We start from the raw sequence: 26,468 nt of genomic DNA on the forward strand, positions 1-26,468 counted from the left end.
ACTACAGCGTCACGCAAACTGGAGGGATATAGACAATGGCAAACGGATTGTATCAGCCGCAAAGCGGCGATTTAACGGTGCAGTATGCGCCTTCCGGGCAATCGGAGCTGATGGAAAATCCGCCAAGATTTACCTGGATCCCGGCGAAGCTGGAGGATGACCGGTATGTGCTGGAGGTGTCGTCAGCGCCGGATTTCACCGGGGAGACGACCCGAACTTACGGGCCGATTCCCTATAATTTCTTTACGCCTTCCGAGGCCTTCGAGCCGGGGATGTATTATTGGCGGTACGCGCTGCTCGAGGGAGAAGGGCTGGAGGCGCAGCAGTCTGAATGGAGCACCGCCAGGGAGTTCCAACTGCCGGAGGGGCTGCCGGAGACGGCGCTTCCATCCCGGAGCGAGCGCTACAGCGCGGTCCGCACCGGGCATCCCCGGCTGTGGCTGCAGCCGGATGAGCTGGAGGCTTATCGCGGCACAGTAAGGGAGGATGCGGCAGGCAGCGGATGGCCGGCTTTCTTCGAGCAATCGGTCAAGCCTTGGCTGACCCGCGAGCTGATTGAGGAGCCGCAGCCTTATCCGGACAACCGCCGGACGGCGGCGCTGTGGCGCGGAAGCTATTTGACCTGCCAGGAGGTGCTGTACGCCATCCGGCATTTGAGCGTTGCGGGTGCCGTGCTGCAGGACGCCGAGCTGCTCGCGAAGGCGAAGGCCTGGCTGCTGCACGCCGCGTCCTGGGACCCGGAGGGCCCGACCAGCCGCGATTATAACGACGAAGCGGCGTTTCGGATTGCCGCCGCGCTGGCTTGGGGCTACGACTGGCTCCATGGCGAACTGGCGGAGGAGGAGCGGGATGCGGTGCGGAAGCAGCTGCTCGCCCGGACCCGGCAGGTGGCGTACCATGTGATCCAGCGCTCGAAGATCCATCATGTCCCCTATGACAGCCACGCCGTCCGCTCGCTGTCTTCGGTGCTCGTGCCCTGCTGCATCGCGTTGTTCGACGAGGAGCCGGAGGCCAGGGAATGGCTGGACTACACGGTGGAGTACTATTACACGCTGTTCTCCCCATGGGGAGGTAAAGACGGCGGTTGGGCCGAAGGGCCTCACTACTGGACGACCGGCATGGCTTACCTGACGGAGGGCCTGAACCTGCTCAAAAACTTTTCGGAGCTCGACGTGTTCCGGCGTCCTTTTTTCCAGCGTACCGGGGATTTCCCCCTATATTGCTACAGCCCAACCACATCGACCCGCACGGCCTTTGGCGACAACTCGACGCTTGGGGACGACATCATTAAAAAGGTCGGCTACAACATGCGCGAGTTTGCCGGCGTCACCGGAAATGGATGGTACCAATGGTACTTCGACCAACTGAAGGACGCGAATCCGGAGGCCGACCGCATGTTTTACAACTATGGCTGGTGGGATTTTGCCTTCGATGATCTCGTGTACCGGCACAATTACGCGCATATTGAACCGGTGGAGCCTTCCGGCATCGAGCCGGTCAAATGGTTCCGCGATATCGGCTGGGTGGCGATGCATCACCGCCTGCACGATCCGGCGGAGCAGATTTCCCTCATCGCCAAGAGCAGCCGGTACGGCTCGGTCAGCCACAGCCATGGCGATCAGGGGGCGTTTCTGCTGCACGCTTACGGGGAGCCGCTGGCCATGGAGAGCGGGTATTACGTCGCGTTTAACAGCTCGATGCATCTGAACTGGCGCAGGCAGACCAAGTCCAAAAACGCCGCCCTCATCGACGGGCAGGGGCAGTTCGCCGGCATGAACAAGGCGCTGAACCTGGCGGCCAAAGGGGAGGTCGAGGACGCCTGGCATGACAAGGGCGTGTCTTACGTCCGTTTGAACCCGGCCTCCGCTTACCGGGAGCATGTACCGTATTTGAAGCAGTATAAGCGCGAGATTTATTTTGTGCAGAACAGCTACTTCGTCGTCGTCGACTCGATCGACCTTGAGCAGCCGGGACGGGTGCAGTGGCTCTTCCACACGCTGTATGAGATGGATCTGAGGGGCCAGTCCTTCCACGTGAACGGGAAGAAAGCCCTGATGGAAGGGCGCTTCATCTTCAGCACCTCCGGAGAGCTTGCGCTGTCGCAGAAGAGCGGATTCGAGGGCGTGGATCCCGCGGAAATCGCCGGGCTGGATACCCACTGGCATCTGTCGGCGGAGACCAAGGCCGCGGCCTCGCACCGGATCGCCACGCTGCTCGTGCCGAAGCGGCTGGATGAGGGCGGCAAATACATTTCTTATTTTATGGATGATCAAGGATTCAGTTATAATTTATATTTGACGGACAACGGGCAAACGCACAAGATTGAAATAGCGAAGGCGTTTTAGGCCCAAGCTCGGCCGGAATGCCAGGAAAATCTCGATCAGACGGATAAGCATAGGGAGGCGGAACAATCGTGAGCAATATCGGAGTTTGGGAGGACGCGGAGCCTGGCGTAAAGCGTAAAATTTTACAGCCGGGGGCGTCGCTGATGATGATGGAAGTCCACTTCGAAGCCGGCGCGGAAGGATATGAGCATGCCCACCCGCATGAGCAGATGTCTTACTGCCTGCGGGGACGTGTCGAGTTCACGATCGAAGGCAAGAAGACGGTCATCGCGCAGGGCGAGCACATCGTCATTCCGATGGGCGCCAGGCATGGGGCGAAGGCGCTGGAGGCCAGCGCTTTGCTGGACTGCTTCACACCGCTGCGTGCCGACTTGATTAAGTACTGATTGGCGGCACGGCGGTCGTTACTTTTCTGGTTAGCGAGACCGCAGTTAGGCTGGGCCAAGTTAGCACCATGACTGTACCATAACTGCCTACGCTCAGGCAGCTTCTAGACTGCCTCTCGGCACCTTTCTGGACCTTGAACCGTCCATAGGGAAGCCGCGGGGCGGTCTTTTTTGCGTAGGACCGCAGTCAACGGCGTTGCTATACGATGAGACTGGGGATAAATAGCTGCAAAAGCGCACTTATTATCATCCGTTAGGCGGGGTATAAATGGAGTAACTGCAAAAATGCATTCTTTATGCGATCTACCGAAGGGGGATCAAATTGAGAAAAGGAGGAACAACAATGATCATCGGCGTGGTTTCGGATACGCACTTGAGAGAGGGCAGAGTAAAGCTCCCCGCAAAGCTGGTGGAAGGGCTCCGGCAGGTTGACCATATTCTCCATTTAGGCGATTGGATGACCCTGGAGGTGTACGATCAGCTGTCGAAATTAGCTCCTGTGGACGGCATCGCCGGAAATAATGACGGGTACGAGATTATTGAGCGTTTCGGCGAAAAAAAGGTACTCTCCTTTGAAGGGGTACCGATTGGGCTTGTTCACGGACATGAGCCTTATTCATCAAGAATAGCCACTCCCCAGAAGGCTAGGAAGGCTTTTGAGGGCGAGCCGGTTTCCTGCATCCTGTTCGGCCATTCCCACCAGCCTTACCTGCAGATGGACGACGGCGTGCTGATGTTTAATCCCGGTTCTCCTACGGACAAGCGTAGGGAGAGGTTGTATTCGTTTGGACTGCTTGAAATCAAAGGAGGTCAAGTCTTCCCCCGGCATGTTTTTTATGCGGATAAAGGATAGGGATCTGCCATCCGTGCCTCACTTCAGTTCCCGGCTTGTTCTCAGTTTCCCTCTTCCGTTATAAATCAAACAGATTGTGAGGGAAGTCATGGACAATCGGGTGGCCATTCCCCGGGATGTTCAGAATTGGTATAGAATCAAGCGTTATACTAATTGAAGCGTTGTACGAAGAGGGAGGTTATGTGTAATCATGAAAATCATTAGTCATTTTCAGGACGCAGCGCAAACCAGACACCGGGGGGTCGAGCCCTATTCGCTTCAGGAAGTTCGGCTAACGCCCGATATGAACATCGAATACACCCGGGGTTTTTACATTCATCACAACGGCGACTTGATCGGGATCGTGGCGACAGGGGAGGGACCGGTTTTCTTTCACAACCAGGACAAATACCTTCTTCAGGAAGGATGCTACTCCTTTTTACTGCAGAAAAAAAATACAGAAAACATTTTCTTTTTCGAATGGCAGGGCGGATGCGCACTAAAAATCTCTTATACGCCCGTTCTGGTTAACCAAGGCGGAAGATGGGTCGATGACCCGGTGTGGGATTTTTTCAGCTGGCTGACCAAAGCGGTAAGAAAAAAAAGGTTTACCGGATACTATACCGTGGACGAAATTTCCTCGCTGCTGGGCAATCACGGAAAGGCCGTACCCGATCAGGCTTTGGTGCAAATGCGGGAAGAAGCAGTTTACGCTTTTTCAAAATGCGCGGGCCATACGTTCAAATAGCATACGCCACTTTAAACTTTAAGAACCGCTTGCCGCGGTTCTTTGTTTTTGCCCATCATCAAGCCGCTGATGACGTTCGTGTACCTGTTCATGCTTGGCTATTCGAATTTTGAAGGAGGCACGTTGTAATATTTTTTAAAGGCTTTCGAAAATGTAAACGGATCAGGATACCCGAGGAATCCTGCGATCTGCTGGATCGTGTATTTTTTTGTATAGAGGTAGTCTCTTGCCCGGTTCATTTTGATTTGGGAAATGTACTGCCCCGGCGTGATGCCTACGGTTTTCTTGAAATAGGATATAAAATACTTTTCGGAGACGCCGACAACGGCAGCGAGCTCATTCATCCGAACGGAACGGTGCAGGTTCGCATCTACGTATTGGAATACGTCTTGCAGTACCCCCAGGCTTCCTTCGCTTTTTCCCGATGTTCTGCCGTGCAGGAACTTACCGGTGTAGGCGCCTTGCCCGTGAAGCTCAAGGATCTTCGCGATGACGGCAAGGAGACAAGCTTTCAAGTAAAGCTGGTTCCCCGGCGTGCCGCTGCCCTGTTTCAACCGACGATAGGCTTTGGTAAACAACGCCGCTTCCTCCCGAATGAGGTCGCCCGGTACAATACCCGGAAGTTGAAATTCGCCTAGAATTCGCTGTTGTTCGCCGATGCCGAAATCGAAATGAATGTATATGAATTGGCAAAGGTCCTCGTTCGTCGAGGCGATATAGGGCAGATCGGGATAAAAAAACACGACGTCTCCCGGGACCGCCGTATGTTCGAACCCGTCGATCGTCACCTTCACGGAGCCCGATTGAATGAACCAGAGATCGTAATCGGGATGCGACTTATGTTCGATCCAATCCTGATCATGAGCCTGCTCTAAATAGGAGCGCATGCCAAGCGTGATATACTCCGAGAGTTCGTTAATTATACTCATGTTTATACCCATCCGGTTTTTTGTTCTCCTCTACTTCTTGACATCCCTAGCTTAAATCTTAGTATATCAAAGGATTTGTGGATTACGAACAATCGTACTTTATGACATGTTATTGAAACTATCGAACATTCCGTTTTCCGGCCATTCTCCTATAATGGACTTATATCATACGAGGAGGGTTATTCGTGAACGGTTTGAACATGCAGCATCCGAAGGTCGTCGTTATTGGAGCAGGCAGTCTGTTTTTCGGCCGCCAGTCCATTTGGCAAATGGTCCACTCCCCTTACCTGAATCGGGGAACGCTTGCTTTGGTGGATACGGACGAAGAAAGGCTATCGAAAATGGTAAGACTTGCAGAGATGGTGGCTCGGGAGAACAACGTATCTTTGAAGGTGGAGGGCTCGACGGACCGAAGAGAGGTGCTTTCAGGGGCCGACTTCGTTGTACTCAGCTTCGCGGAGCAATCGGTGAAATATCGGGGCATCGATTGCGAAGTGTCGTTAAAATACGGTATTCGCATGTGCTCAGGAGATACGATCGGGCCGGGCGGGGTATTTCGGGCGATGCGGGAGCTGCCGGTCATTATGGAATGCGTCAAAGACATTGAAGAGCTGTGCCCCGACGCTTGGGTGATCAACTATATCAACCCGTCTACCGTCCATGGTATCGCGTTACACCGCTATGCGCCGAAGCTGAAATCGTTCGCGCTGTGCGACAGCCACCATATGCCGCATAAAAAAGCCTATTACGCGGTACGAGCGGGAATTATCGGGGACCGGAGCGAGTTCACCGAGGAGATCGACCGGAAGTTCGACTTCCGTGTCGCCGGCGTCAATCATTTCACGTGGCTGCTGAAAGCGGAGTTCGAAGGAAAGGACGTCATGCCCACGATCGCGGAAGCCATGCGCAAGGCGGCTGGAGAGGAGAACAACGGCGGGGACCGCGGCGCGAAGGCGCTTCATAACGACGCCATCACGTATGAACTGTACGATATCTTCGGGTATATTCCTACCTGCACAGCCCACACGAAGGAATACGTCCGCTATTGGCAAGGTCTCGGCAAAACGCCGGACTCCATCCCGCCGTTATCGATTTGGGAGACGGAGGATCGGTATCAGCGTCACGACGAGATGTGGCGGCAGGTGGACGACTTCCTCTCGGGGAACATTCCGATTGCCGATTACATGAGTACCTTCGGTCCGGATCATGCGACAGACATCATCGAAAATATGGTAGGAAACTTGGGGAAACGCTTCTTCATCAATACGCTCAATCGCGGAGCTGTAACGAACATGAGCGACGATTCGTTCCTGGAGCTGCTGTGCGACGTGAGCATGGACGGGGCAAAGCCGGTCCACGTAGGCGAGATGCCGCGGGGAATTCGCGGCATGCAGGAGCTTGTGCTGGATACGCATGAGCTTACGGCGGAGGCGGTCGTGGAGCAGAGCCACGAGAAGCTGAGAAGAGCGATGCTGACGGATCCACTCGTGAATTCGATCAGCGACGCGGACAAGATCATCAAAGAACTGCTGGTACAGGAGCGTGAAATGATCCCTGGGGCTTGGTACGAGGATTGATGAAACAAGAGTACATGCGGATTACATCAGGATCCCGGTTTTAATGGAGCCGTTCCCGCCTAGGGTTGGCCACTAAATCATAAATTTTACTGAAACAAGCGCTTAACCGCCGAATCGGCGGAGAGCGTTTGTTTTAGTGCGCAAAACATCGGCGTCATCTTTAGCGTGAAAGTCTCAGTGGGAGCTCGTGAAGGTAAGTTCTTCGCTAATGCTCCATAACTTTCTCCCCATTTCTTCATCCTGCAATGTAGGAAGAGATCGATCTATTCAAACATCTTGAAGCCTTGGAAAACTAACAATGGACAGCGTTTAAAGTATTGCAGGTGTGCGCGCCTATACGCTATAATAGCGTTAATACGAAAGCGGTAAACGCAATCATTTCCATGGTCCAGCGCACAATGAACGTGGATAACCGCGTCGCTGCGGTTGATATACCGCTTCATGCGGTTCGTATATCGGGGTATGGCGCAGTCTGGTAGCGCGCACCCTTGGGGTGGGTGAGGCCGTGGGTTCGAATCCCGCTACTCCGATATTTGCCTTTTCCAGCGCGGCGATGCCTAGGCATTGTCATCATATACGGCGTCATCAGGAACCATTTCAGTTGTTGTTTCATACAATTGAAGTGGTTCTATCATTTATTGCGAGATTTCGCAAAGAAATCCATAGGAAAACGGGGGTGCCGGAGATGTTAATTTCTGAATGCAATCCCGGCCAATTATCGCACGAGCAAATTTCCGCGCTGCTGTACAAGGGGATTTCCGATGACGGTCAGCCAGGCGACTGCATCTTCGTGTTCGGTAGCAACAAGGGCGCGAAGTACCGCGTTCCCACAGCGGTTCAATTATACAAGAATGGCCGGGCACCGATGATTCTTTTATCAGGAGGTACGGTCTGGAAAGGGCAGCCACTGCCCGAGGCGCTTATGATGAAGGAAAAGGCGGTGGAGCTGGGAGTCCCTGCCGGGCAAGTTCTGGTGGAGCGGGAATCTCAGCATACGAAGGAGAACGTGCTCGCCTCGCTGCTTATCCTGGATCGGGCGATTCCGCTGCATCGTATCCGCCGGATTCTGATCGTCACTTCCGCCTACCACATGCGGAGGGCGTACTTGACCTTAAACACGTACATGCCCCCCTGGATCGAATACTCGATGTGTTCCGCGGAGGATGCGTCGACCCGGGAGGATAACTGGTGGTTGACCCCGGAAGGGTTCAACCGGGCTTCGAGTGAAGCCGGTAAGTTGGTCCGGTATGTGCAAAGCGGAATCATTGCGGACGATACGTTGGATCTGGGGTAAAAAAAAATAGATCATTGAATCCCTGATTAACGGATGATATACTCATGGAAATTCCAGTATATTCCTTACAATGGCATGGATGAGAAAGAGTAATTGAACATGTACCCGAAATAAGATCGATGCTTGATCGTCGATGAACTTGGGTGGTAACACGGAGATAACTCTCGTCCCTTTACGGGGCGGGAGTTTTTTTAATTTATTAAGGGAGGTTCATAAGATGGAGCGCAAACACACCTTTAATGATTGCCAAAGAGTACGACAAGTACCGACCAAGTTACCCGGATAAGCTGTTCAGAGAAATTGTGGAGTACGCCGATTTAGAAACAACGGATGAAATCCTAGAAATTGGTTGTGGTACGGGTCAAGCTACAAGCGGGTTCGTTAACTTAGGTTATTCTAGGATAACGGCCGTAGAGGCAGGTGAAAATCTGGCGGATCTCACTCGTGATAAGTTTAAAGACAAACCAAGTGTCACGGTTGTTCATTCTCCGTTTGAAGCTTGGCATCATAAGGGGGCGCATTTTAAGCTGGCCATTTCGGGAACCGCGTTTCATTTCATTCAACCGCAAGAAGCCGGATACCGCAAGGTCCATGACCTGCTTGGCGATCAAGGATCTGCCGCATTTTTTTGGACCGTCCATATTCCATCGTATAATGAAATATACAGCGAAATTCGAGGCATTTACAGAAAATACGCTCCTCAGCTCGATGATTCACAAAACCCTTCCCTGGAGCAAATGGTTGAGGAACGGACGCAATGGACGCTAAAAGGTGATCTATTCAAGGAACTTGAAGTCAAACAGTATAGATGGGAAGACACCTATGCGGCAAGTGAATATATTTCTTTATTAAATACAAATTCGAGGCATCGATTAATTTCAGAAATCGTGCGTAACCAATTGTTCAGTGATATTCAAAAAGTAATTGAACAACATGGCGGTACAATCGTTAAGCCTCAGGCCGTTGTCTTATTTCTCGCAAGAAAAAAATAAACTCGTAAAATCAAAATTGGAATCTGGGTACATGTAAGTCAGCCAGGCTGGTCTCTACCGGTTCTGGCCTTTTTTAATGGCGGGGGACGGGATTCGAGCATCGTGAGCTCTGGTCCCGTTTGGTCAAGAAAGAAATACTCATTAAAGATGGCGAGCCCATCTTGGAAAATGTATTGACAACATGTGGAAGAGGGGATAGATTGAACTCATAAACACGTGTTTATGGCAAAAGAGCTCAAGTAAACCGTGATTTCGTATCCTTTTGTGAACACGTGTTAATGAAAGTGGAGCGTGCAGAATGAGAAAGAACGACATCAACAGCATCGAAATTGCCAGACTCGCAGGCGTTTCGCGAAGCACCGTCAGCCGGGTGATCAACAATTACCCGAACGTGCCGCAAGCTACGCGGGAGAAGGTGATGCAGGTCATCGAGAGGTACGGCTATTCCCCGAATTTCTCGGCACGTATCATGACTGGAATGAAAACGCTTACGATCGGCTTGTTTCTGGTTTCGCCGGAGGCGATCCACGACACGCTGACTCACGCTCTGATTAGCGATGTGATCGAGAGCGCTTCCCGACGCGGCTACTACGTCCTGACCTGCATCATCCGGAGCACGGGGGACGCGGAAACCATCCGCAAGGTAAAGGATACGTTTTATCAGCGGCGGATCGACGGCGGTATTTTTATCGGCGCGGCGAATCATGAGCCTTTTATCGAGGAGCTCATTGCCAAGGGATTTGTGGCGGGAATCGTGGATCAGCAACTGGAGGGACGGCTGGAGCCGAATCGGGTGATCTGCAATTTTGACAACAAGCTGGGCATGAGGCAAGGAGTCGATTACCTGGTAGGCCTGGGACACCGGAACATTGCACTTATTGCGGGTGATCCGCTTCGCTGCTCGGGCCCTGAGAGATTAGGGGCGTTTCAAGAGGCGATGGCTGCTCACGGACTGAAGGTGAACCCGGACTGGGTCCTGTCATCGGATTTTTCCGAGCGAAGCGGATACCAGTCGACTACCCGCTGGCTTCAGAGCACCCCAGATCTGCCGACGGCCATCTTCGCCTGCAACGACAGCGTAGCATTCGGGGCGCTGCGAGCCTTGAATGAAGCCGGGCTGCGGGTACCCGAAGACATTTCCCTGATGGGGTTTGACGATCACTTATTAAGCTCTCGCATTCAACCGGCGTTAACCACCATACGCGTGAACTTTTCTGAAATGATCGACATGCTGACGCAGCAGGTCATCGAAACCATTGAGGACGAAACACAGTTGTACAAGAAATACGTGGGAACGGCGGAGCTCGTGATCCGGGACTCGTGCCGTAAAGTCTAATTAAAGCGGTAGGCCGAAGCTGTGACAGCTGTTCTGGCGTTTGGCGGGAACGGCCGAGGGGAAACCCTTGGTTGCCTAGGATTTCAACGCGAAAAAATGCTTTTCCATTTTAAGTACTGTTAAGGAGGATGTTCATATGACGGCAGGCGCATTGGGAACCAAACTGGTTACACAAATCGGGATCCTTGTGAAGGACATCGATACCGTTTCGCAGAGCTATGCAGATTTTCTGGGAGTGGAGCGGCCGAAATGGTCCTGGACGGACACCGTGGACGTTGCCCAGACGGAGTATAATGGGCAGCCCTCTGAAGCGCGCGCGAAGCTGGCCTTTTTTGACTGCGGGCAGCTGCAGATCGAGCTGATTGAGCCGGATGAGCATCCGTCGACGTGGCGCGAATTTTTGGATGAGCATGGTGAAGGCGTTCATCATATCGCGTTTGCGATTCAAGGAATGAAAGAAAAGATCGCCGTTCTGGAAGGCCGTCACATGCCGCTGATTCAAAAAGGCGAATATACCGGCGGACGCTACGCATACATCGACAGCAGTAACGAGCTGAAAGTTCTGATCGAGCTGCTGGAGAATGATTAATCCAATTAGTAGAGTGAGGTGCTAATGCTATGAATATTTTGATTACGGGATCGGCCCGGGGGCTTGGCTTTGAGACGGTTAAAGCGTCGCTTGCGCATGGGCACACCGTGTTTGCGGGCGTACGCGATATGGAGCGGCATACCGAGCCGCTTCATGCGCTGCGGGCAGCTCATCCGGATCGGCTTAAGCTTATCTCGATGGATGTCACCGACGAAGAAGGGGTGAAGGCCGCCAAGTCGGCCGTTCTGGAGCAAACGGATGTGCTCGATGCTTTGATTAACAACGCAGGCGTGCTGATCGGCCGCGAGCATAAACTGGAGGAGCTGGATTTTGCCGATATGGAAAAGTCCATGCTGGCGAACCTGTACGGACCGATGAAGGTCGTGAAGCATTTTCTTCCGCTGCTGCGGGGGAGCGCCGATCCGTGCATCATCAACATCAGCTCGGAGGCAGGATGCTTTACCGGTGCCTACGGCGGGGATTATCCATACGCGATATCCAAAAGCGGGCTGAACTACTTTACCGCCCAGCTCCGCAAGGAGCTGACCCCTCAGAATTTTGCGGTCTATGCCGTGCATCCCGGCTGGATCCGGACCCCGATGGGCGGCGAACAAGCGCCGGGCGATCCGGCGGATACCGCGCAGGGCCTACTGCGCATCGTGGAACGAACGGTCACGCCTGACCCGAAAGCCTGGATGGTGAATCACCAAGGGGAAGCGATGCCCTTTTAACGGAGCGGTCAGGAAGCCTTTGTGCCGCCATTGCATTCGATAGATAAGGAGGCTGCCTCATGAAAACGATTTGGGCGGTCATCGGCGATTTTTATCATGAAGCCGGACCGGCGAGAACGTCACTTGAACAAGTATTGAAGCCCATCCTGGCGAATGGACAAACGGAGCTGCGGTATAAGGAAGTATCCGATCTTGCCGCCGGGCAGCTCGAGCAGAAACCGGACCTCGTTATTTTATTCGCTGAGAACCGCCTGGAGCCGCAAAGCGACCCGGAGGCAACCTGGATGACCGAAGACATCGGCCGGCAGATCGAGACTTACGTGAGTGGCGGCGGTGCCTGGCTGGCCTGGCATTCCGGACTGGCGTCTTATCCCGAGGACGGCGCGTATGTGAACATGCTGCGGGGGTATTTTTTGTCCCATCCGGAGGCACATAGTGACGTGACCTATACACCGGTTGGCGGATCAGCACTGGGTGAGCTTGACAATGCGTTTCGGTTCAAGGACGAACATTATTTTGTCTCCTGCTCCGAGCAAGAGAGCGAGGTGTTCCTGCGGTCCTCTTCGCGGGACGGCGAATCCGCTGCCGGCTGGCTTCATTCGTACGGGCAGGGAAGGGTGGCCTGCGTGACGCCGGCGCATCTGCCCAAGGGATTGCTGAACGAAGGGTTCGTCCGGCTGATGCAGCGGGTGATTGCATGGAGCTTGGAGCTCGAGCTGGTGGATGCGTAGGGTAGGGAAGTGGTCCTGGGGAGAAGTGGTTCAATACCACGAGGGATTGTAAGTTTGTTTGGATCCAAGGCTACTAAGGATTTTCATGCTTCAGCGGCCGGAATGTGAAGCAAGAAGCGGCAGGAAGATCGGCCGCAGGAAAAGCCGGATTGGACTGGGTACTAAGTTTCTCTTGACCGTGGGAATCGAATAAAAGATGAAGGGCCAAAGTAGATGGGGAAGTAGATGAAAAGCAGACGGATGCGTCTGCTTTTTTTGTTTTTGTTTGTTAACCGATCTGGGAATGGGGGGCTTATGAGCGTTTGCGAAGTGTTGTTGAGTGCTCCCATCCTAGCTTTTTTAGGTCTAGCCCCGCACCGCATGCCCTCCCAGCACAACGCAGCGGAGGGGACGAAACAATTCCGGAGAAGCGTTAGCGGTCGCCTGAAAGCTTTCCGCCGGAAAGCTCACTTCGGAAGCCCGGGCTGTCCCCGAATTTTACCCTTCACTATGACCCGCGAAAATTCGGGGGCAACAGCGATCGGAGGAATGTTTCGTACCAGGAGCGTCCATCGAAGGGCCAATGCCCATCGAAGTGCCAGCGTCTTCGCTCACAATGAGCCACGCTATTGAGTGCCATTGTCCACGGAAATGCAAAAGTATGATTCTCCGAACGCTCCTTCACATCATGCCACTACACACCAGAATGTTTCGTACACGGAGCGTCCAGCGAAGAATGCAAACATTCATCGAAGCACCAGCGTCCATCAATGAGCACGTTCATCGATCGCCACTTCCCTGCGCTCCAAAGCACGCTCCATCGAGCCCCAAACGCAAATCGCCATGCCGCATTTTAACAGCCCGCCCTTCATCCAGAAGCGTTAATTCCCGCTATCAATCGGAAGATCGCTCTATAGAAAGCCGATAAAGCGCTTTCTATAATGAAGTCATACGGCTGGGGCGAGCGGATGCCAAGCATGTTGGATTGATCCGCCCGGTCCAGCCAAAGACTTGCAGAGACAGGAGGAAAATAAGGCGAATGATGACAAACAGCCAAACGGACGCGGTCCAGGTCCGGCAAACCGGCTCCCTGATCCACATGTCAACGGATCTGGTGACGCTGGATATCGACTTGGAACAGGGCCATTACAGCGCTGCCGGCGGCTCGCTTTGGGACTGGAAAGAAATCCGAAGCGCCATCCGGTGGAACGGGCGCGAATACCATACGGGCAGCTACGACCGCCACAGCATGAATGGGGAGCCGGAGACAATCGAGGATGCTTTCGGGATTGGCGTTCACTTGACGCTGGTGCATGAATCCGACATGCTTCCGACGCTTGAGCAGCATTTTTGGATTTACGAGGGTGCGCCGTTTTTCCTGACGCAGCTGGTGGCTGTTCACCCGACACGCATCCGGCTGAACCGGATGACGGTGCTGCGTTCCGGGCAGCTGTCCTTTGGGCCGGCCGTAGACGAGGACCTTCATGTGCTCCGCGTTCCCTATGACAATGACAAATGGGTGCGCTACGAGACGGAAACGGCGCCGCTGCGCACCGAAAGCTACGAGGTTACGGCACTGTTTCGGCCGCACAGCCGGCAAGGGATCATTGCCGGTTCGCTGAGTCATGACGTGTGGAAAACCGGCATCAAAATCCAGGGCGAACAGCGTGGAACGCTGGACGAGCTGGAGATGTACGCCGGAGCGGCCGGGGAAATGACCCGCGATTTTCAGCCGCACGGTTACGTCCATGGGACGCGCGTGGCGTCGCCGGTCGTGTTCGTCGGCGGGTACGACGATTACCGCCGCGGCCTGGAGGCCTACGGGCGGGCGAATAGGGCCCTGTCGCCGGCGCTTCCGTGGGAGGGCGGGGTTCCCGTTGGCTGGAACAGCTGGTCGGCCGCGATGAGCACATTGGATTATGATCTGTACACATCCACGAGCGACTTTCTGAAGCGCGAAGTCCAATCGGACGGTTTTCATAACAACGACACACTGTACATCAATTTCGATGCCTTCTGGGATCGCCTGACGGATGAAGAGATGGAGGATGCGTTGAACCGGGTGCGGCAAAACGGCCACAAGCCGGGGACGTACTGGACACCGTTTGCCTTCTGGGGCAGCCCGGCCCAGTTCGATAAGCCCGTAGAGGGAACGGATGGCGAATATACATACAGGGATATTCTGCTGCGGGATGCCGAGGGCGAAATCCTGCCGGACATCGCCGGCGGCCTGGCGATCGATCCGACCCATCCGGGGGCGCTGAAGCGCATTGATTGGTTCACGGACAAAATGATCCGGGAGGGCTTCGAGTACATCAAGCTCGATTTTATGGCACACGGAGCGCTGGAGGGACAGCATTACCATCCGGAAATCACGACGGGCATTGCGGCATATCATTATGGCCTGTCTTATCTGGCACAAAAGCTGTCCCCGGAAGCCGCCGGAAAGCCGATATTCATCAATTTGTCGATCGCGCCGCTGTTCCCGTACGCCTTTGCGCACAGCCGGAGAATTTCCTGCGACGTGTTCGGCATGATCGGGGATACCGAGTATTTGCTCAATTCGCTTACCTACGGCTGGTGGATGAACGATACGCTGTACCGGTTCAACGACCCCGATCACTCGGTGCTGTACAAGAGCTTTAACCAGGAGGCCACCACACGCCACGAGGGGCGGAGCCGGTTGACGGCATCGGTGATCGCCGGGACGGTGCTGCTGCTCGGAGACGATTTCAGGCAGGAGGAAGCGGCCTCACGCGCCAAGGCTTGGCTGCGGAACGGCAGCATCATGGAGCTTGCGCGGAAGGGCACGACGTTCGTTCCGGTGGAAAGCGCCTTGGGCGGCCGTGCAGCGGACGCCTTTATGCTGGCCGATCCGGGCGAGGAGGGTACGGTCTATCTGGCGGTGTTCAATTTCGACGGCAAACAGGCGGCGAACAAGGCGGTGCCTCTGGCCCGCATGGGACTCGACCCGCTCGCAACCTACCTCGTAACCGACATGTGGGAAGGGACCGAGAGCGAGGCCGGCGGGGAAGTCCGCTTAAGCCTTGAGCCGGCGGAGTCCACCATTTTGAAGCTATGCATTCAACCATAATTTTAGATTTCAAGGAGGATTGCCGATGAGCACACGAATCCGGTTCATCCCGAGAATATTGCTGATGGTATGGGCGGGGCTGCTGGCCCTGTCCTGGCCCGGGGCTTCCTGGGCTGCATCTTCTGAAACGGCTGCCGGAACGGGAGCCAATGCAGCAGCAGCTTCGTACGAGGCGGAAGCCGGGGCCAACACGTTTACGGGCAATGCGGGTCCTGCGGATTGCGGAACCTGCTCGGGCGGAAAAAAAGCAGGCAACTTGTACGGCGGCTCCACCCTGCAGTTTAACGGCGTTAACGCGGAACAGGCCGGCGTCTATACGATGACGGTGCACTACATTTCCGGCGACCCCCGCGCCGCCGTCATTTCGGTTAACGGAGCGGAAGGGGAAAATTTCAACTTTCCCAAAACGGTGGACTGGAATACGGTCGGCACCTATGATATCCAGATCGACTTGAAGCAGGGCAGCAATACGATCCTATTCGACGATGGCGGCGGATACTCGCCGGATATCGATAAAATGGAGCTGCGGCTGGCATCGGCCGGCGACGGTGTACCGGACAACGACGGCAGCATTGGCGATCTCGGCAAGCAGCTCCATGTCACGAAGTACGGCTCCATTATGTTGACCGAGTATCAGCGTGGATTTCGTGTGGCCAATCCGTCGTATGAACTGCTGTACAACACCACGACCGGCCTGTCCCAGTACAACTGGAACCATAAGCCGGTGATCAAGGGAGCCTACAGCGAAATCATGCTGGACAAGGCGGTGGCGAGCAAGGATTACGGCAAACATACGTTTAAAGCCAAGGATGCGACCCCATTCCGTGACGCAACGGGCGAAGGCATCAAAGTAACGGTCCGCAGCGAGCAAAAAGGGCTGCCGGATCTGAGCCAGGTCTTCTACATTTATAATAACGGTCCATACTTATTGACTGAAGTGACGGCTTCCCAAGCCGCCGGACTGGCGACGAACCAGATTTCGCCGCTGGCTGTAGAAGCCCGGGGCGGCATCGATATTGGCAGCTACGGCGACAACCGGGTGCTCGTGACGCCTTTTGATAACGACAGCTGGTCCCGGTATCAGGCAAAAACGATCAATACCCGGTTAAATTCGGACAACTATGTAAGTTCCGAATTGACGGCCATTTACGACAATACAAGCCGGAAGGGCCTTGTCGTTGGGTCCGTCACGCATGACACATGGAAAACGGGAATCCACTGGAGCGGCACCGACAATAAACTGAACGAGCTGCGCGTGTATGGGGGCTTTACTTCCCAGGCATCCACGCATGACAGCCTGCCGCACGGAAGCGTGTCCGGAAAGAGCGTGACATCGCCAAAGGTGTTTATCGGTTTGTACGACGACTACCGCAAAGGTATGGAGGGCTACGGCGAGGTGAATGCCGCGATCGCACCGCCGCTTGCTTTTGGCCAAAACATCCCTGATGGCGTGCCGGTCGGCTGGAACAGCTGGGGCGCTTATGCCGATCATCTCAGCTACGACAACGCTGCAGCCGTCTCGAACTATGTGAAGGAGCATCTGCAGAACAGCTCTTTCGAAAACAACGGGAATGTGTACATTAACCTCGATTCGTATTGGGATAACATGACCGACCAGCAGCTGACCGATCTCGTGAAGCTGATTCACGGCAACGGCCAGAAGGCGGGCATCTACTATTCTCCGTTCGTTTATTGGGGGGACAACTTGGACCAGGTGGTCGAAGGGACCGACGGCAAATACAAGTACGGGGATATCGTGCTGAGGGATGCATCCGGCAATATTCTGCCGAAGCTGGACGGCGCTTATGCCGTGGACCCGACCCATCCGGCCGTGAAAGCCCGGATCGACTACTATATGAACCGTTTCAAAAAGGAAGGGTTTGAATATATCAAGGTGGACTTCCTGTCCCACGGCTCCATGGAAGGCCGGCATTACGATCCGAAAGTGCAGACCGGCATCCAGGCGTACAATCAGGGAATGGCTTACCTGGATCAGGCCATTGGCGGCACGATGTTCATCAGCGAATCGATCGCTCCGCTGTTCCCGAGCCAATATGCACACAGCCGCCGCATTTCCTGCGACGTGGACGGCAGCCTGGGCAGCACGGAATACCAGCTGAACAACTTGACTTATGGCTGGTGGCAGAACGGGACGATCTATCATTACACCGACCCGGATTATATGACGCTGGTTAAGGGGGGCTCGTACGAAGGAGCGCAGACCCGTGTCAATGCGGCTGCCATTTCGGGTACGGTCTACCTGAACTCCGACGATGTGAACGACCCGGCGGCCCGCCAGTACATGGAGAGCCTGCTCACCAATCCGGAAGTGAACGCGTTGGCGGTGAAGGGCAAAGCTTTTAAACCGGTGGAAGGGAATACCGGAACGAAAGCAGCGGACCTGTTTGTGCTTGAAGATCAGGGCACCTATTACTTGGCCGTGTTCAATTACACGCAGAATCCGGAGCAGCGCCAGATCGACCTGAAGCGCGCCGGCATTCCTGCCAAAGAGGGGGCTTCCTATCAGGTGACCGACTTGTGGACCGGGGAGAAGGTAACGGCAGGTGCGGCGCTGGACGTTACGCTGAAAGGCGCCGAATCCAAACTGTACAAAATCAGTCCTTAAATTTGACTTTGCCAAAGAGCTGGATTATCTTGGGACAAGATGGGTGGTTTTCAGTCATCCACGACATTTTGCTGATTCGAAGGAGGCGTCTTACTCATGAACAATCTGCAATCCACCACGACCTTGTCCAGCGGGTATGCCATGCCATGGCTCGGGCTGGGCGTCTACAAGGCACAGGAAGGCGATGAAGTCGTTGGCGCGGTGAAAGCGGCCATTGCGCACGGCTACCGCAGTATTGACACGGCTGCGCTGTACGGAAACGAAGAAGGTGTCGGCCAGGCGGTCCGGGAATCCGGCGTTCCGCGTGAGGAGCTGTTCATTACCACCAAAGTTTGGAATTCGGATCAAGGTTATGACTCTACCCTGAAGGCGTTTGAACAAAGCATAAGCAAGCTTGGCTTGGACTACGTGGATTTGTACCTGATTCACTGGCCGGTCAAAGGCAAGTACAAGGATACATGGCGCGCGCTGGAGAAGCTGCGGAAGGACGGCCGAGTCCGTACCATCGGCGTATCCAACTTCCATGTCCATCATTTGGAGGATTTGATGCAGGATGCCGAGGTGAAGCCGGCCGTCAATCAGGTGGAGCTGCATCCGCTGCTCTCCCAATCGGAACTGCGCAGCTACTGCAAATCGCAGGGCATCCAGATCGAAGCCTGGTCGCCGCTGGCCGCAGGCCAACTTCTCGATAACGAAGTGCTGGCAGGCATTGGCGCCAAATACGGCAAATCCACCGCGCAGGTCATCATCCGCTGGGATCTTCAGCATGACATCGTCACGATCCCGAAATCGGTCAAGGAACACCGGATCATTGAAAATGCCGACGTGTTCGACTTCGAATTAACGGCGGACGAAATGCGGCAGATCGACGGGCTGAACCGGAACCAACGGACCGGCGGGGACCCTGACAATTTTAATTTCTAGGCAGCATCTTTCCAGAGTAATCAAAACCAACAAAATCGCGTATTCCGGCCAACAAGCGGATACGCGATTTTTTTTATCCCTTCCCCGGGATCATATCCGGTGCCGCGGATTCAGCCGGTACTGACTGGGGGTTGTGCCGTAAAAGCTGCTAAAATGCCGGGAAAACGGATGGATGGAAGGGTATCCCATCTTATCCGCAATCGCCGTGATGCTTAGGTCGGTTTCGACGATCATATGGGCCGCCCGCTTCATCACGAGCTGATCATGGTAGGCCTTCGGGGTCATTCCCGTCTCGCGCAGGAACAGCTCATGGAAATAGGTGCGTTTCAAGCCGCAGAACCGGGACCAGGCTTCAATCGACTGTCCATGCTCCGGACGGCGGTTCAAATACTCCAGAAGGCGGACGATGCGGTAATCGCTCGGATGCTGCACGTTCACGGCGTTGTGCCAGGATAGCATCCAGCCGTACAGAAAGCTGTTCACCGTTTCGCTGCGGTAAAACTTGGATTCGCTGTATGTCCTGGCGATCATTGCGAATCCATCATACAAATGGGGATGGGCGCGCAGCGAGAAAACGCTCGGAAGCCGGTCCAGTTCCTCGCAAGGCAGCTCTACAGACAATCGGTCAAATACGAAAGGTTCGGGCGCATGGATGAAGGAGCGGCTCGGAGAGAGCGGATCGGTGTCATCCCATAAATCGAAATACAGATTATACGAAGGTAGCGGATGGGACGGGCGAATGTGAAAAGCATGCGGCTGGCCGGGACGCAAAAAAATGAGCGTTCCCCGCTCGATTGGATATTTGACCCTGTCGACCTCCATTTCTCCGGGTCCTTCATTAAACAAGTGAAGGGCATACACGCTGCCTGCGCGCAGATGTTCGTTGCTGCTGCCGTCGTACAGATAACTCATGGAGTCGCCTACGAATGGAGTCATCTCGGATAATGCTTTGTTCATACGATTCACTCCCCTCGGGTCACAGGATGATGATATCTTTAATAAGATTGGCGGATGAATTGATAAATCAATGAATGTGTTAGCAAAGACGGATTATTCCTAGTAATGATACGATAATTTCGAAGGTACCGGAATATGAAAATAACAAAATGGCGGATGAATCCGCAAATCAATTGTTGGCTGAGACCCGTTCATGCCATCTTGCCAATCTCTTGAATCGGCGGCTGCGCAGCGCCGATTCAAGATGCCAGATCGGCTGAAGGAAATGGAGGAAGTTGGATGAATAACTTGAAGCTTTGGTACGAGGGCCCCGCGGCAGGCTGGGCACAGGGGCTGCCGCTCGGAAACGGCAGAATGGGCGGCGTGATCCTATCGGCACCGCATAAGGAAATTTGGAGCCTGACCGAAGTCACGTATTGGTCGGGACAAGCGGAGCCTTGTCACGGCCGCTCTAATACGAAGCAGGATTTGGAACGGATGCGCGAGCGCTTTTTTGCGGGCGATTATGCCGCTGGCGACAAGCTGGCGAAGGAGCATTTGCAGCCGCCCAAGGGCAACTTCGGCACGAATCTGAGCCTGTGCGACATCATCCTGGAGTGGCCTGCGGCAGCCTCGGAAGGAGAAGCGGCAATGCGCAGGGAGCTGGATTTGCAGCAGGCTGAAGCACGCTCCGCCGGCAGCATGAATGGATACCGGTTTGAACGCGAGACGTTTATCTCCCATGCCGACGATCTGATGGCGTCCCGGTTGTGGAGCGAGGACCCGGAGGGGCTCACGTTTACGCTCCGGCTAGAGGGCCGCACGGAAGAATTCGGCAGCGAAACCCGGGAACCGGACATGCTGGCTTTTGCCGGCAAAGCGGTGGAAGCCGTGCACAGCGACGGGACATGCGGGGTGTCCTGCAGCGGACTTGTGCGCGTTGAGGCCCGTGGTGGCAGCGTGCTGGCTTCGTCCGGAAAGATCCGGGTGGAGCGGGCGAAAGAGGTGTGGGTCTACACCGCCGTGCACACGGATTTCCGCCAGGAGGACGATGCTTGGAAGGAAGCGAGCCTCCGCCAGCTGGAGCAGGCGCTGGGCAAAGGCTATGACCGGCTGAAGGCGGATCATGCCGCCGATTACCGGCCGCTGCTGGAGCGGGTGGAGCTGAATCTCGGCACCTCCACGGCAGCCGGCTTGCCGACCGATGAGCGGATGCGCCGTTTCCGGGCGGGGCTGACGGATGACCCGGCGCTGTTCGCACTCTTCTTCCAGTATGGCCGCTATCTGATGATCGCCGGATCGCGTCAAGATTCACCGCTGCCGCTGCATCTGCAAGGCATCTGGAATGACGGGGAAGCTTGCCGCATGGGCTGGAGCTGCGATTACCATCTCGACATTAATACGCAGATGAACTATTTTCCGGCAGAGATGGTCAACCTGGGCGATTCCCACGAGCCGTTGATGCGCTACATCCGGGAGCTGGCCCGGTCCGGCCGGTCCGCCGCGCGGCAGTATTACGACGCCGAAGGATGGGTGGCCCACGTGTTCTCGAACGTATGGGGTTTCAGCTCGCCCGGATGGGAAACGTCCTGGGGCCTGAACGTGACGGGCGGCCTCTGGATCGCGACCCACATGATGGAGCATTACGATTACGGTATGGACGACGTTTTCCTTGCCGAAGAGGCGTACCCGGTGCTCAAAGAAGCTGCCGCCTTCTTCCTGGACTACATGACCGTGCATCCGGAGCTCGGCTGGATGGTGACCGGGCCTTCCAACTCGCCGGAGAACAGCTTCTATCCCGGGTCTCCTGAGGAAGGAGCGCAGCAGCTCTCGATGGGTCCGACGATGGACCAGGTTTTGGTTCGGGATCTCCTTACCTTCTGCCTGAATTCGGCCCGAATACTGGACGTGGATGCAGAGCTGCAGCAGAAGTGGGAGGACGCCATCTCGCTGCTGCCTCCGCTGCAGGTCGGCCAGCGCGGCCAGCTGCAGGAGTGGCTGAAGGATTACGGCGAGGCACAGCCGGAGCACCGGCATTTGGCTCATCTGTTTGCCCTGTATCCCGGCAGCCAGATCACGCCGCATCATACGCCGGAATTGGCGGAGGCGTCGCGGGTAACGCTGCAAAACCGCATGGAGCGGATCGACCTCGAGGACGTGGAATTTACCGCCGCCTTATTCGGCCTCTTCTTCGCCAGGCTGCACGACGCCAGCCGGGCCGAGCATCATATCGCCCATTTGATCGGGGAGCTGTGCCTGGACAATATGCTGACCTACTCCAAGTCGGGAATCGCCGGGGCCGAGACAAACATTTTCGTGATCGACGGTAATTTCGGCGGAGCCGCCGCGATTGGTGAGATGCTGCTGCAGAGCCATACGGGGGAAGTCCATCTGCTGCCGGCGCTGCCGGAAAGCTGGCCGGACGGGACCGTTCGGGGACTTCGGACCAAAGGAAACATGGAAGTGGACTTGACGTGGAAGCACGGCAAGCTTGTCCAGGCCCGTATACAGGCCTTTTCGGGCGGCACCGTTCAGGTATACTACGGAGATCGGAGCGTAACACTGAATCTGGCCCCAGGCTCGGTTCATACGCTGGATGGGGCGCTCGCCGCGTCTGCGGCTGCCGGACTCACAAGCTGAGAGGGTGCTGAACATCGAGGAAGTTTAGGTTTAAGGACAACTGCAGCCGGGTGGGCTGTGGTTGTCTTTTCTGCATCAACGAATCATGATTTGCGGCCTGTTCAGCCCGTGAATCCTGCGTTCTAGCCACCAATCCGGGAAAAATGTACCTTTTGTCTGGAGTGTACCTATACAAATTCGCGAGCAAGACCTTATTATGGAATGTACGCTGTATGAGAAGAGCAACAAGTTATTCAACCCACAAAATGATAGCGCTATCAAAAAGAGGGGGGACATCATGCTGAAACGTTCCAGTATTTTTCGGAATTTTCTTATTTCCTATATTGTCATTCTTCTGATCCCCTGTGTGGGAGGTTACATCTCGTACCTTACTTCCATTTCGGTTACGCAGTCCATCTCGATCGACAACAGCTTGATTCAGCTTGAAAAGAGCCAGGAGCTGCTGGAGCATCGGATGGCCGAGGTGGAAGGCATGACCCGGCAAATCGCCATCAACCAGGAAATGAATATGCTGATGAACGACCGCCATAAAGTGCAGGATGTGTACGGATTGTGGAAGGCGATGCGGAACGTGCTGACCTTTGGACAAACCAACGATTTCCTCCAGAACTATTTCATTTATTTGGCGAATTACGATTTGATCCTGACTTCGGGCTCCACTTACCGGCCTGAGCATTACTACGAATATTTCCATTATGATGATTTGTCGTTTGAGGATTGGAAGACGCAGGTGCTGCAAAAGACCCACCGCAGCGAAATCAAGCCGGTAACCGCCTATACGGAGAGGGGAATGGATACTTCCGTCATTACGTTTATGCAGTCTTTGCCGCTCGACAGCTTCAACGATTCCTCGCCGGCCAACGTAGTAGTCGTGATCGACGAAAAAACCATTACGGGTTTGCTGTCTGGTCTGACCAAAGGATTTGGAGGATGGGTACATATCTACGACAGTAAAGGAAATACGCTTGCGCTCCAAGGGAACATTCCGTCATATGTAGACAAATTGAAGGATGACCCGGCTTTTGATGCCAATAAAACGAGCCAGTTTTATGAGAATGATCTGGTCATTACGACCCGTTCGGACAAGAGCGGATGGATATACCAGGCAGGCATTCCGCGAACCGCCTTGATGGAGAACGCCAACAAGATCAAGCGCGCAACCTTTGTCCTTACCGGAGGGACGATGCTGATCGGCCTGGTGGTAGGACTGCTGCTGGCGCATCGAAACAGCGTCCCTATTCATAGCATGATCGGAATTATCAAAGAGCAGTTTGGCCGGGACGAGCTGGAGAAAAGGAATGCGTATGATTTTCTTAGCGGCAATATCGCCAACATGATCAAGACTAACAAACAGCTCGAAGGCGAGCTCACCCTCCAGCTGCCGCTGGTCCGCGACGCGTTCATTAAACGCCTGATCGCGGGCGAATTCGAGTCGCGCGATGAAATCGTGGCGGCTGCCAAGCAGGCAAACATCTCGCTGGAACAGGGGAGCGGCTATGTAGGCATTCTCTGCATCAACGGATACTCGGGTATGGACAGCGTGGAAATTTTGAACGAACTAAGCGCCACCCGACTCCTTATGAAACAAGCGCTTTTGGAATTTGCGGGTCCGCTGCCGATATCCGATCTTGGATCCGATAAGCTCGTCGTCTTGTTTTTCTCGAGCGGGAACCGGGAAACGGGGCAAGACGAAGAGGAGCGGATAACCGCACTGATGGAAGAACTGATCCAGCATGTGTTCCAGGAATACAAGGTTTCCATCCAGGCGGGCTTCGGCGAGGCCTTTGAGACGCTGATGGATGTGAGCCAATCGTTCGAGCAGGCCAAGCAAGCGCTGGAATATGCCGTGTTTGTGAACTCCAAGGGCATGCTGTGGAATCATGAGGCCCGAATCGAAAACACGACGTATTATTACCCGCTTGACGCGGAGCAGCGCTTGGCAAGTACGATTCGGGCCGGAGAGGAAGAGGAGGCCGGGAAAATCATCGACGGCATTTTCGAGCAAAATATCGGCCGGCGCGAGTTGTCCGTAGAGATGAGGCATCAGCTCGTCGGTGAAATCAAAGGAACCTTCCTCAAGCTGCTCGATCAGAAGGTTTTTCAGGAATCGAATATGCTGGAAACCGTAAAACGGAGGGTCATTGACATCGGCTCCGCCGAGCCGCTGGATTCCGTTCGGTCGGAAATCAAAGGTATTACCGAAACGCTGTGCGGTTATATCGCCAACAAGAAAAAAGACTCCCATGCCAAACTGGTACAGCGGATGTATCAGTACACGGAGGAAATGTACGCTAATCCCGATCTGACCCTGTACCGGGTGGCCGAATATGTGGAGCGGCCGGAAAAATACATTTCTCAATTGTTTAAAGAAGTGACCGGGGTCAATTACTCGGATCATCTGATTAAGGTACGCATGGAGAAAGCGGCCGGTTTGCTTAAAGAAAGCAATCACACGGTCGACGATATCGCTGCCCAGGTGGGATACAACAGCTCCCATTCCTTCCGCCGGGCTTTCAAGCGATTGATTGGCGTCACGCCGAGCGTGTTCAGACAAACGCTGGATGATTAGAACAAAGTCCTTGAAGGCCGCATCATCCGTTTGAGGATGATGCGGCTTTTGTGCGCGGGTCGAGGCGGAAAAATGTACACCGCTTAGAGCGATGGACCCTCAAAAAAAGGGAAATTGGATGCAAAACGACCGAAGTGTACCTGTTCAAGCGTCCATTTGATCCACTATGCTCTAGCAAGAAAGAAAACGCTATCATTACATCATGCATCCACGCTGATGGCATAGGGGGGATTATTCTGAACAAGCAAGCGGCAATTCCAATGAAGCGCGAAAGCAGCTCCACGCGCAAGGTCAGTTACCGGCAGATCGCCGGTAAAAGCATAAAGAGGCATTGGCAGCTCTATCTGCTCGTGATTCCTCCGCTGTTATTTTTCCTTATTTTCAAATACTACCCCATGCTTAACGCTGTCCTTGCTTTCAAGGATTATAACGTGATCAAGGGGATCTGGGGCAGTCCATGGGTAGGCTTCAAGCATTTTGAGCTGTTCTTTAAAAATCCGTTGTTTTGGACATTGCTCAAAAACACGCTGCTGCTGAGCGGTTATTTGATCCTGGCCGGATTTCCGATTCCGATTATCCTGGCGCTGATGATCAACGAATTGCGCGGGAAGCGATTCAAGAAATTCGTCCAGATGGTCACTTTTGCTCCCTATTTTATTTCCACGGTAGTCATGGTATCGATTGTCATGCTGTTCCTGGCTCCGAGGCTGGGCTTTGCCAACGTCGCCCTGAATTATTTCGGGCTTCAGTCCGTGAATTTTCTGGGCGATCCGGGCATGTTCCGTTCCATCTATGTCTGGTCCGATATATGGCAGACGGCAGGCTATAGCGCGGTCATCTATTTAGCGGCCCTGGCGGGCATCGATCCGACCCTGTACGAAGCAGCAAAGGTTGACGGCGCTTCACGGTTCCAGAAAATCTGGCACGTTGATTTGCCGGGCATCGTTCCGACTATCGTCATCATTCTGATTCTGAACGTCGGCAACGTCATGGCGATTGGTTTTGAGAAAGTCTATCTTCTGCAAAACCCGCTGAATCAGGTGAATTCGGAAATTATCGCAACCTATGTATACCGGATCGGATTACTGAACGCAAACTACAGCTTTGCCACGGCCGTCGGCCTGTTTAATTCTGTCATCAATCTCATTCTGCTGCTGACCGTGAACGGATTGGCCAAGAGGCTGACGAGCAACAGCATTTGGTAAGGAAG

The 26,468-nt window shown here is 54.4% G+C and carries 19 protein-coding genes and 1 tRNA gene; 18 read left to right on the forward strand and 2 right to left on the reverse strand.

Annotation, left to right across the window (positions count from 1 at the left end; genetic code table 11):
• Positions 1-35: 35 nt before the first annotated feature.
• The 4 genes from CJP46_RS19490 (at position 36) to CJP46_RS19505 (ending at position 4,311) form a co-directional block, all read left to right on the forward strand.
• Positions 36-2,345 carry a DUF4962 domain-containing protein gene (locus tag CJP46_RS19490; protein WP_094597288.1) on the forward strand — a complete coding sequence of 770 codons (2,310 nt, stop codon included), beginning with the start codon at positions 36-38 and terminating at the stop codon, positions 2,343-2,345.
• A 68-nt stretch (positions 2,346-2,413) separates the two neighbouring features.
• On the forward strand, positions 2,414-2,731 hold the full coding sequence (locus tag CJP46_RS19495; protein WP_076175515.1) for a cupin domain-containing protein: 318 nt from the start codon (positions 2,414-2,416) through the stop codon (positions 2,729-2,731).
• A 343-nt stretch (positions 2,732-3,074) separates the two neighbouring features.
• Positions 3,075-3,584: a metallophosphoesterase family protein gene (locus tag CJP46_RS19500; RefSeq protein WP_094597289.1), complete on the forward strand. Its 510-nt coding sequence runs from the start codon at positions 3,075-3,077 to the stop codon at positions 3,582-3,584.
• A 190-nt stretch (positions 3,585-3,774) separates the two neighbouring features.
• Positions 3,775-4,311, forward strand: coding sequence for a hypothetical protein (locus CJP46_RS19505; RefSeq protein WP_094597290.1), 537 nt, complete (start codon positions 3,775-3,777; stop codon positions 4,309-4,311).
• Positions 4,312-4,409: 98 nt separating this feature from the next.
• Here the strand turns inward: CJP46_RS19505 and CJP46_RS19510 are convergent, their stop codons facing one another.
• On the reverse strand, positions 4,410-5,240 hold the full coding sequence (locus tag CJP46_RS19510; RefSeq protein WP_256992423.1) for an AraC family transcriptional regulator: 831 nt from the start codon (positions 5,238-5,240) through the stop codon (positions 4,410-4,412).
• A gap of 185 nt (positions 5,241-5,425) precedes the next feature.
• On the opposite strand from CJP46_RS19510, the gene CJP46_RS19515 reads away from it, so the two are divergent.
• The 11 genes from CJP46_RS19515 to CJP46_RS19565 all read left to right on the forward strand — a co-directional run bounded on the left by CJP46_RS19515 (position 5,426) and on the right by CJP46_RS19565 (position 19,113).
• Entirely contained in the window at positions 5,426-6,817 is a 1,392-nt protein-coding gene (locus CJP46_RS19515; RefSeq protein WP_094597292.1) for a family 4 glycosyl hydrolase, read from the forward strand.
• 456 nt (positions 6,818-7,273) lie between these two features.
• Positions 7,274-7,347: transfer RNA gene (locus tag CJP46_RS19520), tRNA-Pro, on the forward strand.
• 155 nt (positions 7,348-7,502) lie between these two features.
• Complete coding sequence (locus CJP46_RS19525; protein ID WP_094597293.1) at positions 7,503-8,111, forward strand: YdcF family protein; 609 nt, start codon at positions 7,503-7,505, stop codon at positions 8,109-8,111.
• A gap of 239 nt (positions 8,112-8,350) precedes the next feature.
• On the forward strand, positions 8,351-9,103 hold the full coding sequence (locus CJP46_RS19530; RefSeq protein WP_094597294.1) for a class I SAM-dependent methyltransferase: 753 nt from the start codon (positions 8,351-8,353) through the stop codon (positions 9,101-9,103).
• Positions 9,104-9,401: 298 nt separating this feature from the next.
• Positions 9,402-10,439 (forward strand): LacI family DNA-binding transcriptional regulator, encoded by a 1,038-nt coding sequence (locus CJP46_RS19535; protein WP_094597295.1) that lies wholly within the window; start codon positions 9,402-9,404, stop codon positions 10,437-10,439.
• Positions 10,440-10,575: 136 nt separating this feature from the next.
• Positions 10,576-11,028, forward strand: a complete 453-nt coding sequence (locus tag CJP46_RS19540) for a VOC family protein (RefSeq protein WP_094597296.1) — start codon at positions 10,576-10,578, stop codon at positions 11,026-11,028.
• A gap of 29 nt (positions 11,029-11,057) precedes the next feature.
• Positions 11,058-11,759, forward strand: a complete 702-nt coding sequence (locus CJP46_RS19545; RefSeq protein WP_094597297.1) for an SDR family oxidoreductase — start codon at positions 11,058-11,060, stop codon at positions 11,757-11,759.
• A gap of 59 nt (positions 11,760-11,818) precedes the next feature.
• Positions 11,819-12,490, forward strand: a complete 672-nt coding sequence (locus CJP46_RS19550; protein ID WP_094597298.1) for a ThuA domain-containing protein — start codon at positions 11,819-11,821, stop codon at positions 12,488-12,490.
• A 1,018-nt stretch (positions 12,491-13,508) separates the two neighbouring features.
• Complete coding sequence (locus tag CJP46_RS19555) at positions 13,509-15,563, forward strand: alpha-galactosidase (protein ID WP_094597299.1); 2,055 nt, start codon at positions 13,509-13,511, stop codon at positions 15,561-15,563.
• 25 nt (positions 15,564-15,588) lie between these two features.
• Positions 15,589-18,189: a carbohydrate-binding protein gene (locus tag CJP46_RS19560; protein WP_094597300.1), complete on the forward strand. Its 2,601-nt coding sequence runs from the start codon at positions 15,589-15,591 to the stop codon at positions 18,187-18,189.
• Positions 18,190-18,285: 96 nt separating this feature from the next.
• Positions 18,286-19,113 (forward strand): aldo/keto reductase, encoded by an 828-nt coding sequence (locus CJP46_RS19565; RefSeq protein WP_094597301.1) that lies wholly within the window; start codon positions 18,286-18,288, stop codon positions 19,111-19,113.
• 90 nt (positions 19,114-19,203) lie between these two features.
• Here the strand turns inward: CJP46_RS19565 and CJP46_RS19570 are convergent, their stop codons facing one another.
• Positions 19,204-20,070, reverse strand: a complete 867-nt coding sequence (locus tag CJP46_RS19570; protein WP_094597302.1) for a helix-turn-helix domain-containing protein — start codon at positions 20,068-20,070, stop codon at positions 19,204-19,206.
• A 279-nt stretch (positions 20,071-20,349) separates the two neighbouring features.
• Here CJP46_RS19570 and CJP46_RS19575 point away from each other — a divergent pair, with 279 nt between their 5' ends.
• The 3 genes from CJP46_RS19575 (at position 20,350) to CJP46_RS19585 (ending at position 26,463) form a co-directional block, all read left to right on the forward strand.
• On the forward strand, positions 20,350-22,689 hold the full coding sequence (locus CJP46_RS19575) for a glycoside hydrolase family 95 protein (RefSeq protein WP_094597303.1): 2,340 nt from the start codon (positions 20,350-20,352) through the stop codon (positions 22,687-22,689).
• Positions 22,690-22,966: 277 nt separating this feature from the next.
• Positions 22,967-25,258, forward strand: a complete 2,292-nt coding sequence (locus tag CJP46_RS19580) for a helix-turn-helix domain-containing protein (protein WP_094597304.1) — start codon at positions 22,967-22,969, stop codon at positions 25,256-25,258.
• Between the two features lie 260 nt (positions 25,259-25,518).
• Entirely contained in the window at positions 25,519-26,463 is a 945-nt protein-coding gene (locus CJP46_RS19585) for an ABC transporter permease (protein WP_256992425.1), read from the forward strand.
• Positions 26,464-26,468 lie beyond the last annotated feature (5 nt).

It is taken from the genome of Paenibacillus sp. XY044 (assembly GCF_002257645.1).
GTDB lineage: Bacteria > Bacillota > Bacilli > Paenibacillales > Paenibacillaceae > Paenibacillus_AQ.